Below are 12,016 nucleotides of genomic sequence, written 5' to 3' on the forward strand. Positions count from 1 at the left end.
CCCCACGCCGATGAAGCTCCAGTTCAATCTCACCGCCCGGCTGTTCGCCGCCGTCTTCAGCACCGCCATGGCGGTCGCGCTGGCCATGGGCGTGTTCTCGCACATCAATCTGAGCCGGGACTTCATCGGTTATCTCAACGAGCAGGCCGTCAGCCGGCTGGAGCTGGCCCGCACCAGCGTGACCGCCGGCTACCGGGAAAACGGCAAAAGCTGGGACTTTCTGCGCGAAAAGCCCGAGCTGTGGGGCCGGCTGCTGCGCCCGCTGGTGCCGGAAGCCGAGCTGGGCGCGGTCAAGCGCAGCCCGGCGGACCTGACCGGAGCGACACGCCGCTTCACCCTCTTCGACGAGAACCGGGAGCGGATCGCCGGCTATGCGGGCCCGTCGGAACGGGCGGTGGAGCGTCCCATCATCGTCGACGGGCTGACGGTCGGCTGGCTGGCGCTGACGCCGATCGAGTCGGTCAGTCCCGGCGCCGAAAAGCATTTTTATGACGCGCAACTGCGCTCGGCCTGGATCGTCGGCGCCGCGGCGGTGTTGCTGGCCGGCGGTGTGGCCTTCTGGGCCACGCGCCGGCTGCTGCGCCCGGTGCGACGCGTGGCCGCGGCCACCCACCGGCTGGCGGCAGGCGATTTCGAGGTCCGCGTGCCGGAGGCCGGCGGCGACGACGACATCGCCCGGCTGGCCCACGACTTCAACCAGCTGGCGCTCACGCTGCAACGCAACGAGGCGATGCGGCGGGAGTTCATGGCCGATGTCTCGCATGAGCTGCGCACGCCGCTGGGCGTGCTCAACGGCGAGCTGGAAGCGCTGGAGGACGGCTTGCGCCGGCTGGATGCGCAGGCGCTGCGCTCGCTGCGCGGCGAGGTCGGCATCCTGCACAAGCTGGTGGACGATCTGCATGAACTGTCGCTGGCGGATGTGGGCGCCCTGGCCTACCGCAAGGCGCCGGTGGACCTGCGCGAGCTGATCGGCATCACCGCGGCCGCCTTCGGCGAGCGGCTCCACAGCAGCGGCCTGCGGCTGCGGCTGGACCTCCCGGACGAGGCGCTGACGGTCTTTGGCGATGAACGCCGGCTGCGTCAGCTGCTGGGCAACCTGATCGAGAACAGCTGCCGCTACACCGAGGCCGGCGGCGAACTGCAGATCAGCGCGCGCCGCCAGGGACGACATGCGGTGGTGAATGTGCAGGACACCGCGCCCGGTGTGGACGGCGAGCACCTGCCCCGGCTGTTTGAACGGTTCTATCGGGTCGAGCCCTCCCGCAGCCGGCGCAGTGGCGGGTCCGGCCTGGGCCTGTCGATCTGCCAGCGCATTGCCGAGGCGCACGAAGGACGCATCGAGGCGCTGCACTCGCCGCTGGGCGGGCTGTGGCTGCGGCTGGCGTTGCCGATCCATGACTGACATGTCGCCATCGCCTTCGCCATCGCCGTCGCCGTCGCCTTCGGCATCATCCTCCACGGGGCTGCCGGCGCGCCTGCCGATGGAGCCCGGGCCGGCGCGGGTGCTGGTGGTCGAGGACGAGCCCAAGCTCGCCGCCCTGCTGGCCGACTACCTGCGCGCCGCCGGCCATGAGCCCGAATGGGTGGCCGATGGCCGTGAGGTGCTGCCGGCCTTCGCCGCACGCCAGCACGACCTCATCCTGCTGGACCTGATGCTGCCCGGCGTCGATGGGCTCACGCTGTGCCGCGAGCTGCGGGCGCTGAGCGCGGTGCCCATCCTCATGCTCACCGCTCGCGCCGAAGAGTCGGACCGGCTGGCCGGCCTGGAGCTCGGCGCGGACGACTACATCCCGAAGAACCCTTTCAGCCCACGGGAAGTGATGGCGCGGGTCAAGGCAGCCCTGCGTCGTGCCCGCGCGACCCAGGACGCGGTGGCGGCCGCTGCGGCGGCCGGCGCTGCGCCGGCCAGCGCAGCAGGCGCGGCCGCCTCGGGGACGGCCACGGCTTCCTCCCTCGGGGGATCGTCGTCCGGCGCCGCCACCTCGAATAGCGCCCCCCCAGCCGCTCAGGTGGCAGGGGCCGCTGCATCGCGCGACGGGGCCATGGACGACGGCCTGCGCATCGACGAGCCCGGCTGGAGCGCCACCTGGCGCGGTCAGCCGTTGGACCTCACGCCGATCGAGTTCCGGCTGCTGCACATCCTGGCCTCGCAACCGGGTCGGGTCTATGCACGGATGCAACTGCTGGATCTGCTGCATGTCGACGGCCGGGAGGTCACCGATCGCGCGGTGGACAGCCACATCAAGAACCTGCGCCGCAAGCTGGAACGGGCCGGCGCGGGGAGCGACCGCATCCGGTCGATCTATGGGGTGGGTTATCGGTTCGACGCCTGACGCGCTGCTCGGCGATCGTCACTCGGGAGGCGTGACGGCGCATCGGCCAGCGCCATCGGCATCGGCATCGGCATCGCCATTGCCATCAGGTTGAGCGCTGCGCTCGATCCTGCACGGGCAGGCGTCAGGTCGACAGCAGTTGCTGGACCCGCTGCCGATGCAGACCGCGCACCGCCGGCAGCAAGCTGCCCAGGCTGGTGAAGTCGGCAGCGCCCATGGCCTCGTCCAACTGGCTCACCAACACCGCCGCCTCTGGACCCGTCATGGCGCGGGCCGGCGTCGATGCCGCGTCGGCGATCACGCTGACCGCTGATCCGGTCGTCGATGCCGTCATGGCGTCCGAGGACGGAGCGCCGTCGCTCCGGCCCCGCTCCGCAGCAGCCTGCAGTTGCCCGCTCAGTTGCGCCCGCGCCTTCGCGAGCTTGGGCTGGGCCTGGAGCAATTGGCCCAAGGCCTGGCGTTGGCCGTCCGCGTCCTGCAACTGCCAGCGGTCCGGCTGCAGCGCCTGCGGTGACGGCTCCAGCCAGGCGCGCACCGGCTGACCGCTGGGAAAGCGCTTGCCCTCGCCGCGCAGGGTCAGGCCATCACGCAGCGCGGGCCATTGGGATTCGACCACGCTGAAAACCACCTCCGGGCCCTGCACCTGCACCGTCAGCCCGGTGGGCGCCAGCGCCTGGCTGAGCGCTCGCAACTGCGCCGGTGTGCCTTCGCCATCCAAGGTCACCGCCACGGTGATCGGCGGGGTGCTGGTCCCTGGTGCCCCGGCTGTGGTGGCCTGGCTGCGCTGGCCCGGCACTTGCAGCCGCAAGGTTTCGCGACCGCCCTGGGTCAGGACCGCCAGGTCCAGGCCGCGCAGCTTGAAGCGCTGTCGGGCCGTGCTGTCGACATCGGCCGTGGCCTGCAGGTCGCCATCCACCCGCCCTCCGGCGTCGGTGGCCCGTTGCGACCAGAGCTGGCGCAACTGCGCGACCTGATCGTTCAGCAGGGCCGACGGCGTCGCCCGACGCGCCAGGGTGTCGCTCAGACCGCTCTTGAGTTGCTGCACCGACACCGCCAGCCGGTCCAGATAGTCCAGCCCCTGCTGCAGCCGGCCGACCTGCTGCTGTGCGCCGGGCTCGCGCGCCACCGATCCCGCCGTGGCCGATCGCAGCGCCGTCGACCCAGCGGCATCGGCGCGGCTCGCCACGGTGCGCGCCGATCCCGGGTCCGCAGCGGCACCGTGGCCGGTGGCGCCGAGCGAGAAGCCCTGCGCGCCGGCGCTGCGGCGTGGCACCGGTGCCAGCGCGTCGGCGCTCGCCGCGAGGCTGGCGCGCTGGGTGGGCGCGGTGATCAGCGAAGGGGTGGTGGTCAGCATGGCGGCGAAGCAGGACAGGCCATCGATCGGGCAGCGTGGCGATCAGATCGCATTGAACAGGCTCAGCGAACTCACCTTGGCATAGGCCTTCTGGGTGGCCTGCAGCGCCAGGGTGTAGCTGTTGAGACGGGTCGCGGCCTCGCCGTAGTCGATCTGGCCCAGTTTCAGCGCGCTCTGCTGGTTGGACAGGCTCACCGAGGCCTGGTTGCTGTCCAGCGTCTGCAGGATGTTCTGCCGTCCGCCGAGCTGGCCGATCTTGCCGGCCACCGCCCCCAGGGTCTGGTCCAGGCTGGCGAGCATCGCCTCGACATCGGCATGCACGCCGTCGGCGGTGACGCCGGGCACGGCGAGCTGACCGGTCAGGGTGTTGAACTGCTGCAGGAAGCCCGCCATGGTCTCCAGGGTCACATTGGCCGGCACCGTCATGTTGTCGGCCACGGCCACCTGCTGGGTCTGGGTGTTGCCTTGGTAGGCATAGGCCGCATCGACCACCGGCTGATCGCTGGCGGTGCCGGAGAACAGATAGCGGCCCTCGGCATTCTTGCTGTTGGCCAGGTAGAGCAGGCTGTCGTGCAAGGTCTTCATCGAGCCGGACATGGCATTGAGGTCATCGCCGGTGTTGCCCGCGTCGGCCGCCCAGACCAGCAGGTCGCGCACCGCCTGCAGGTCCTCCTGCATGCTGTCCAGCGTGACCTCGCTGGCCTTGAGCCGGCTCTGCAGCGCGCCGATGTTGTCGCGGTACTGACCCAGCGAGGCCTCGTCGCGCGAAAGCCGGGCCAGACGCAGCGAGGCGATGCTGTCGTCCGACGGCTTGAGCACCCGCTGGCCCGAGGCCATCTGCTGCATCACATGCGTCAGGCCCTCGTTGGCGGCCTGCAGCGCACTGTTCATCGTGGTGTGATATTGGTTGCTGGCGATGCGCATGGCGGGTGTCCTGAAAGCGGAGGGACTGGACCGGCCGTCGCGCACGGGGCGGCCGGCAGGTCCGATGGGAAATGGCGTTGGGCCCGATCAGCCGAGCATGGCCAAGGTGCTGTCGAACAGCTGATTGGCCACCGCCACCACCTTCATGTTGGCCTGGTACATCTGCTGGTACTGCATCAGGCTGATGGCCTCTTCATCCGAATTGACGCCGCTGCTGGACTTCCAGTTTTCCTCGGCCTGATCGCGCACCGTGGTGGCGGTCGACTGGGACGCCTGGTTGAGGCTGCTGGCCACGCCCAGCTTGCCGACCAGCTGGGTGAACGCATCGCCCATCACCACATTGGCGGTGCCGGTGACACGGCCCTGGGTGTCGAAGGTGGTCAGGGTCAGCGGTTTGTTCTTCAGGGCCACCAGCGCGGTGAGGTTGCCGCTGTCGCCGCTGATGGTCGGGCTGCTGGAGAACGCCAGGTCCGCCGCGCGCAGGTTGGTCAGTGTGAGCCGGCCGCCGGTGGTGTCGAACAGCGGCTGACCCGGGGTGGCGGCGGGCGGCGCGAAGCCGGCGGCCAACTGGGTGTTGACCGCATTGCCGATGCCAGTCGCCAGTTCCGCCACCGTGGTCTGTATCGGCGCCAGGATCTGTTGCTGCAGGTCGGCCAGGCCGCCGAGCTGCCCGCCCAGGCCCACGTCGGACAGCTTGAACGAGGTGCTCGCAAACTGGATCTTGAGCGACTGGGCGCCGTCGGTGGCCAGGGTGGCGGCGTCGGCGCCCACCACCAGCGGCTGGCCGCCGCGCAGCGACACGCTCTTCGCGCCATCGGGCGTCTCGACCACCTGCACACCGACCAGCGCGGACAGCGCCTTGATCTTCTCGTCGCGCGCATCCTGCAAGCCGGCGTCGCTGACCCCGGCGCTGCGGCCGGAGGTGATCTGCTTGTTCAGCAGTGCGATGTCCTGGGTCAACGCGTTCGCCTGGCCGATCACGCCCTCGCGCTGGTTGGCGATGGCGGTCTGCTGGTTGGCGAACAGCTGCTGCAGGCTGTCGAAGCGCTTGACCAACGCATCGGCGGCGGTGATCACCGCCTCGCGCAGCGGGCCCGATTCCGGCTGGACGCTGACCGCGTTGAGCGCCGCGAAGAACTGGTCCACGCCCTGGTTGATGTTGGACGTGTCGTCCGACATCACCTGTTCAAGCTGCGTCAGGTAGGCCTGTCCGGCGCTGTACTGCCCGAGCTGGCTGGTGGCCTGCCACAGCTGCAGGTTCTTGTAGCCGTCGGAAAAGCGCAGCAAGGCGCTGACCTGCACGCCGGCGCCACCCTGCGGCGTCTGCAGCGAGCCCAGCAACACGCCCTGGCGGGTGTAGCCGGGCGTCATCGCATTGGCGACGTTCTGGCTGGTGGCGCCCAGCGCCGCCTGGGCGGCCAGTGCGCCGGTGAGTCCGTTCAGGAGGAGGCTCATGGTCGGGAGGGTGAGTGCGAAATGAACAAGGCGGGCGGCTGGCGCCGGTTCAGCGGGCGGAGGGCCGCTCCGCACCGCTGTCCTTCGGAGAAGGCGACCCGGCCGACGCAGAACTTAAACCGACCGACGGCAAGACCTGCTGAAGCATCAGGTCGGCAATGCCGAAGGCCCGCTGCTGGGCCAGCGCATCCGCCACCAGACCGTCGGCCAGATCCAGCATGTCCTGGTTGACCCGCTTTTGCTCGGCGCTGTCCTCATCCGCCAGCGCCCGTGTGCCGGCGCGCATCTGGCTGATCATCTGCTTGATGAAGAAGGCCTCGAACTTGACGGCCGCCTCGGTGGCCCGCGCCGTGATGCGGGCATCGGGCTCGGTGCCGGCGTCCAGCGGCAGCGGCTGGGGGGTGTGAAGCTCAATCATCGTGGGGTCTTCCGGGTCAGATCACCTGAAGTTCGCCTTCGATCGCGCCGGCCTGGTCCAGCGCCTGCAGGATCGCCATCAGATCGTCCGGATTGGCGCCGATGCTGTTGACCATGTCGACGATGGCCTGCAGCGAGGTGCCCGCCGGCCAGCGGAACATCCGGCCGTCGCCCTGGTCCACCCGCAACTGCGATTGGGGCACGACCTGGGTGCGGCCCTGGCTGAAGGCATTGGGCTGGCTGACCTGCGGGTTCTCGCTGATCACCACCTTCAAGGAGCCGTGAGAGACCGCTGCAGCGCGCACCTTCACGCCGTCGGCGATGACGACCGTGCCGGTGCGGGAGTTGAAGATCACCCGTGGCAGGGCCGGTGCAGCCTCGATGGAGAGCGCCTCCAGCTGCGCGACAAAGGCGACGCGCTGGGTCGGCTGGGCTGGCGCCCGCACCGCCACGCTGGTGCCGTCGCGGGTGGTGGCGGTGTCCACGCCGAAGCGGCGGTTCACCGCCTCGACGATCTCGGTCGCGGTCTGGAAGCTGGGGCGCCGCAGGTTGAGCACCACCTCCGGGCGGGTGTCGAAATCGGTGCCGATCTCGCGCTCGATGCTGGCACCGTTCGGCACACGGCCGGTGGTGGGCGTGTTCACTGTGACGCTGGAGCCGCTCTGCCCTTGCGCATTCAGTCCGGTGACCACCAGGTTGCCCTGGGCCAGGGCATAGACCTCGCCATCGACCGCATGCAGCTCGGTCAGCAGCAGCGTGCCGCCCCGCAGGCTCTTGGCATCACCGAGCGAGGACACCGTCACATCGATGGTCTGGCCGCGCCGATAACCACTGGGGAAACTCGCGCTCACCATCACCGCCGCCACATTGCGGGACTTCGCCTCGGTTTTCTCCGGCAGCTTCACACCGAACTGCTTGAGCAGGTTGCCGACCGACTGGCCGGCAAACTTCACCTGCGTGCTGTCGCCGCTGCCGTTCAGGCCCACCACCAGGCCGTAGCCCAGCAACTGGTTCTCGCGCACGCCTTCCACATCCACCAGCTGACGCAGCGATTGGGCGGCCTGCGCCGTCGGCAACATCGAAAGCGCCAGGACGGTCCCGAAGGTCCAGAGGAGCAGCAATTTCTTCATGATCAGATCGGACTCCAAGGACTGTTGAACCAGCGCGTCAACCAGCCCGGCGTGTTGGCGTCGGCCAGGTGCCCGCGGCCGCTGTAGCGGATCCGCGCATTGGCAATGCGCTGGGAGGAGACACGGTTTTCGCTGTCGACATCGGCCGCCCGCACATAGCCGGCCAGACGCACCAGCTCCTCACCCTGGTTGAGCACCAGGCTCTTCTCACCGTCCACCCGCAGCAACCCGTTGCCCATCACTTCCTGCACCACCACGGTGATCGCGCCTTGCAGCGCGTTCTGCTGGGTGCTGCTGCCGCTGCCGCTGAAGTCGTGGTCGCTGGCGATGCCGTAGGCTCGAGACTTGCCGTTCAGGTTCAGTCCGAAGTCGATGCGGCTCTCCTTGTCGGAATGGGTGCCGGCACTCTTGCTGGCCTGGGTCGATTCCTGCAGGACCACCGTCAGCACATCACCGGCGCGGAAGGCGCGGGTGTCGGCGATCAGGCTGGCGCTGCGGCCCGCCACGAACACGCCGCCGCCGGACGGCCGTGGGCTTCCGGTGAGCGGCAAGGGCAGCGGACCGGGATCGGCACTGGGCAGCGCCGGCGGCGCGATGGCGCTGCAGCCCGACAGCACCGTCACCGCCAGCGACCCGGCCACGGCCATCGCAACAACAAGGGCGCGGCCCATGATCAGCGCGCCGCCTGGGCCAGAACCTGGAGCATGTTGTCCGCGGCGGACAGCACCTTGGTGTTCATTTCATAGGTGCGCTGGGCCGCGATCATGTCCACCATCTCTTCGACCACCTGCACATTGGAGCCCTCCAGCGATCCCTGCTTGAGCTTGCCCAGGCCGTTCTCGCCGGGCACGCCCTCGGTCGGCGCGCCGCTGGCGCCCGTCTCCTGGAAGATGCTGTCACCCAGGGCCTGCAGACCGGCAGGGTTGAGGAACTGGGACAGTCGCAGTTGACCCAGTTCACTGGGCGTGGCGGTGCCGGCGACGGTGGCACTGATCAGGCCGTTTTCGCCGATGGTCACGGCCGTCGCATTGGCCGGGATGGTGATCTCCGGTTGCACGCGCTGGCCCTGCACCGTCACCAGGCGTCCTTCCGCATTGATCTGAAGCTGGCCCGCACGGGTGTAGGCGGGACGACCATTCGGCCCTTCGATCTGCAGGAAGCCGTTGCCCACGATCGCCACATCCAGGCTCTGCCCGGTGGCCTGCAGATTGCCGTTGGTGAACACCTTCTGGGTGCCCACCAGCCGGGTGCCGTTGCCCATCTGCACGCCGGTGGGCGCCGAGGTGCCGTCCTCCGCCTGCGCGCCGGGCTGGCGCTCGACCTGATAGAACAGGTCCTCGAACATGACGCGGTCACGCTTGAAACCGACGGTGTTCACATTGGCCAGGTTGTTGGCGATGGCCTGCAGCTTGGCGTCTTGCGCCTGCACACCGGTCTTGCTGATCCACATGGCGGGGTTCATGGGCAACTCCTTGGTTTGATGTCGTTGGGATGGGTGGCCGTGGGCGAGGCTTACTCGCGCATCAGCCGGTTGCCGCTGTCGGCCATGCCGTCGGCGGCCTTGAACAGACGCATCTGCAGTTCGAAGTCACGGGCCAGGTTCATCGTGGAGACCATCTCCTCCACCGCAGACACATTGCTCGCCTCCAGCTTGCCGCCGGCGACCTGCACCGACGGATCGCTGGCCGGGGCACTGCCGTCGCGGGTCACCAGCAGGCCGGCTTCGTTCTTGGTCATCTCGGCAAAGTCGGGCCGCACGCGCTTGAGCCGGTCGACCGCCTGCAGCTCCGCCTGGTTGCCGGTGAGGATGGCCACCGTGCCGTCGGCCAGGATTTCCAGCTTGTCATGCGGCGGCAGCACGATCGGGCCGCCCTCCCCCAGCACCGCATGACGACCCAGGCGCAACTGGCCCTGAGCGTCGACGGTGAAGTTGCCGGAGCGGGTGTAGGCCTCGGGACCGTCCGGTCCGTCCTGGGCGACTGCGAAGAGGCCCTCGCCCTGGATCGCCAGGTCCAGGTCACGGCCGGTATCGCGCTGGCCGCCGGCCCTGGCGCTGACGACATCGGACCGGGCCTGGGCCAGGTGCCGGCCGTCGTAGCCGTAGCCCTTGACCTGCGCGGCGCTGGCCTGCTCCAGGTTGGCGCGAAAGCCCGCCGTCTCCAGGTTGGCCAGGTTGTTGGCATGCACGGCCTGGGCGCGCTGGATGCGCTCGGCGCCGCTCATGACGGTGTAGATCAGGGCGTCCATGGTTACCTTGCTGTAGGGGTGACTGAAGGAAGGGCGGGAGACTGGGCCAACGCGGTGGCGCCACGGCCAAGCGCCGTGGGGTCAGGTCGTGCGCTCAGATCGCCTGCATCAGGGCCTGCATCACATCGTTCTCGGTGGACAACACCTTGGTGTTGGCCTGGTAGTTGCGCTGGGCGCTCATCAGGCTGACCAGCTCACCGGTGATGTCCACGTTCGATTGCTCCAATGCGCCGCCCGAGAGCTTGGCCGCCGCACCGGCACCGGGTCGCGAATACAGCGCCACGCCGCTCTCGACGCTGCTCTCCCAGCTGGTGTCGCTGATCGGCTTGAGCCCGCCCTCGTTGGCGAAGGTCGCCAGCGCCAGCGTGCCCACCACCTGCTTCTCGCCGTTGCTGTAGGCCGCCACCACCGAGCCGTCCTCGCTGATGCTGGTGCCGGTCAGGGTGCCGGCGGCATAGCCGTTGGTCTCGTTGGTCAGGGTGGTGGTGTCGCCGGCGAACTGGGTGGTGCCGGTGTAGTTGATGTCCAGCACCAGCGGCGCAGCGCCGTTGGCCGGTGCGGCATTGAGGGTCACCGTCGGGACGGCGGTCAACTGGCCCTGCGCATTGAAGTTCAGCGTCGCGCCGACACCGGCGGGCGCGGCGCCGTCAAAGCTGTAGTACGCATCCACCGTGCCGACGCCGGTCTTGACGAAGTACTGGGTCACGCTGTGCTTGGTGCCCAGCGAGTCGTAGATGACCGAGGTCGCCGAGCTGCTGTAGCTGCGGGAGTCGTCCTTGTCGAACGGGGCGATGGCCGGCACGGTCCAGTCGGCACTGAGGTTGCCGTTGAAGGCCAGGGTGGAGCTGGGCTGTGCCGAGATCTGGCCGGTGGCGACCTTCAGATCACCGAAGGCGCCCAGGCCGGCACCGGGCACCGGACGGCCGTTGGCATCCAGCACCGCGGCATAACCCTGCGCCTTGCGACCCAGCGTGTCCACCACGAAGCCGTCCTTGTCGACATTGAAGATGCCCACCCGGCTGAAGACGGTCTGCCCGGCATCATTGCGCACCGCGAAGAAGCCGCGCCCCTGGACCATCGCATCCATGCCGCGACCGGTGCTGAACAGACCGCCGCCGATCTGGATGCTCTGCGAGGTGGAGCTGGCCTCCACGCCGATGGCGTTGTTGTCCGCCACCATCGCCGAGAAGTTGGTCCGGCTGGCCTTGTAGCCGTAGGTGCCGGAGTTGGCGATGTTGTTGCTGATGGTGTCCAGGCTGGCGTTGACCGCATTGATGCCCGAGCGTGCGATTTCGAAACTCATGGTGATCTCCGGAAAGCTGGGTGGCGTGAGCCGTGAAGCGTGTGACGTGGAACTTCGAAGACGGAGCGTGCAGGGTCAGCGGCGCGCCGATGGCAAACAGGAACCGCGTCAGGACGACGCGCGGCCCTTGAACTGGGTGATGGCCTGGCTGGTGACTTCGCCGATGCCGGCGAGCTGCAGCATCACGTTGCCGTCGGCGGCAAGGCGCACGCCGTCCAGGCGGGCCAGGGTTTCGACGGTGACCGCCTGCTTGTTCTCGGCCTCCACCCGCACGCTGTAGCGGCCGTTGGCCAGGCCGAGCTTGGCGGGATCCAGGGTGTAGGCCTGCTCGCCCATGCCCAGCGACCCCAGCGCCACCCGCTGCTCGCGACCATCGCTGCCGGTGAGCACCAGCACATTGCCGGGGCTGGACGAATCGAGGGTGAAGCGCAGGTTCACCGGCGCGCCCGAGAGCTGCACCGACGACACCGCCGCCTGCAGCGACGAGCCAACCTGCGCCCCCAGCGTCATCAGTTGCAGGCTGGCCAGCATGCCGGCGTTGGTCTGGCCCTGCGACGCCAGTTGCTGCATCGATTCGACCTGGCTGAGCTGGGTCAGCTGGCTCACGAACTGGGCCGGATCCTGCGGCGACAGCGGATCCTGGTTCTTGATCTGCGCCACCAGCAAGGTGGTGAACATGCTGCTCAGCTCGCCGTTGCCGGCCACGCTGTCGCTGGCTTTGGCGGCGGTGTGGCCGGTGCTGCTGGTCGTCTGGACGGCGTTGCTCATGCGGGGCTCCGTGAGGCGGATGGGGGAACGACGGATGGAAATCGGTCGACGGAAAGGACGTTGGCGGACATGTCGACGGCGGTGC

Annotated in this window: 12 protein-coding genes; 2 read left to right on the forward strand and 10 right to left on the reverse strand. The window is 68.9% G+C overall.

All coding sequences use genetic code 11. The features are described from left to right. Window positions 1-10 precede the first annotated feature (10 nt). A complete protein-coding gene (locus tag N4261_RS17790; protein ID WP_261756616.1) occupies window positions 11-1,402 on the forward strand; it encodes an ATP-binding protein in 1,392 nt (463 codons plus the stop codon). Between the two features lies 1 nt (window position 1,403). Continuing rightward, entirely contained in the window at window positions 1,404-2,333 is a 930-nt protein-coding gene (locus tag N4261_RS26090) for a response regulator (RefSeq protein WP_435531946.1), read from the forward strand. A 124-nt stretch (window positions 2,334-2,457) separates the two neighbouring features. Here the strand turns inward: N4261_RS26090 and N4261_RS17805 are convergent, their stop codons facing one another. The 10 genes from N4261_RS17805 to N4261_RS17850 all read right to left on the reverse strand — a co-directional run bounded on the left by N4261_RS17805 (window position 2,458) and on the right by N4261_RS17850 (window position 11,931). Then, the gene (locus tag N4261_RS17805) at window positions 2,458-3,687 is read right to left on the reverse strand and encodes a hypothetical protein (RefSeq protein WP_261756617.1); all 1,230 of its coding nucleotides are present in this window, start codon (window positions 3,685-3,687) and stop codon (window positions 2,458-2,460) included. A 42-nt stretch (window positions 3,688-3,729) separates the two neighbouring features. Next, a complete protein-coding gene (gene flgL, locus N4261_RS17810; protein WP_261756618.1) occupies window positions 3,730-4,611 on the reverse strand; it encodes a flagellar hook-associated protein FlgL in 882 nt (293 codons plus the stop codon). Between the two features lie 87 nt (window positions 4,612-4,698). After that, complete coding sequence (gene flgK, locus N4261_RS17815) at window positions 4,699-6,066, reverse strand: flagellar hook-associated protein FlgK (RefSeq protein ID WP_261756619.1); 1,368 nt, start codon at window positions 6,064-6,066, stop codon at window positions 4,699-4,701. Between the two features lie 49 nt (window positions 6,067-6,115). Continuing rightward, window positions 6,116-6,484 (reverse strand): flagellar biosynthesis protein FlgJ, encoded by a 369-nt coding sequence (locus N4261_RS17820; protein WP_261756620.1) that lies wholly within the window; start codon window positions 6,482-6,484, stop codon window positions 6,116-6,118. Window positions 6,485-6,500: 16 nt separating this feature from the next. Continuing rightward, window positions 6,501-7,562, reverse strand: coding sequence for a flagellar basal body P-ring protein FlgI (locus N4261_RS17825; RefSeq protein WP_290428865.1), 1,062 nt, complete (start codon window positions 7,560-7,562; stop codon window positions 6,501-6,503). A gap of 53 nt (window positions 7,563-7,615) precedes the next feature. Continuing rightward, a complete protein-coding gene (flgH, locus tag N4261_RS17830; protein ID WP_261756621.1) occupies window positions 7,616-8,284 on the reverse strand; it encodes a flagellar basal body L-ring protein FlgH in 669 nt (222 codons plus the stop codon). Window positions 8,285-8,286: 2 nt separating this feature from the next. Beyond that, window positions 8,287-9,075, reverse strand: a complete 789-nt coding sequence (gene flgG, locus N4261_RS17835) for a flagellar basal-body rod protein FlgG (protein ID WP_261756622.1) — start codon at window positions 9,073-9,075, stop codon at window positions 8,287-8,289. 50 nt (window positions 9,076-9,125) lie between these two features. Beyond that, window positions 9,126-9,860: a flagellar basal body rod protein FlgF gene (locus N4261_RS17840; RefSeq protein ID WP_261756623.1), complete on the reverse strand. Its 735-nt coding sequence runs from the start codon at window positions 9,858-9,860 to the stop codon at window positions 9,126-9,128. A gap of 94 nt (window positions 9,861-9,954) precedes the next feature. Beyond that, complete coding sequence (locus N4261_RS17845) at window positions 9,955-11,163, reverse strand: flagellar hook protein FlgE (protein ID WP_261756624.1); 1,209 nt, start codon at window positions 11,161-11,163, stop codon at window positions 9,955-9,957. Between the two features lie 108 nt (window positions 11,164-11,271). Continuing rightward, complete coding sequence (locus tag N4261_RS17850; RefSeq protein WP_261756625.1) at window positions 11,272-11,931, reverse strand: flagellar hook capping FlgD N-terminal domain-containing protein; 660 nt, start codon at window positions 11,929-11,931, stop codon at window positions 11,272-11,274. Window positions 11,932-12,016: the final 85 nt, after the last annotated feature.

This window comes from Roseateles amylovorans, assembly GCF_025398155.2.
Classification (GTDB): Bacteria; Pseudomonadota; Gammaproteobacteria; order Burkholderiales; family Burkholderiaceae_C; genus Roseateles; species Roseateles amylovorans.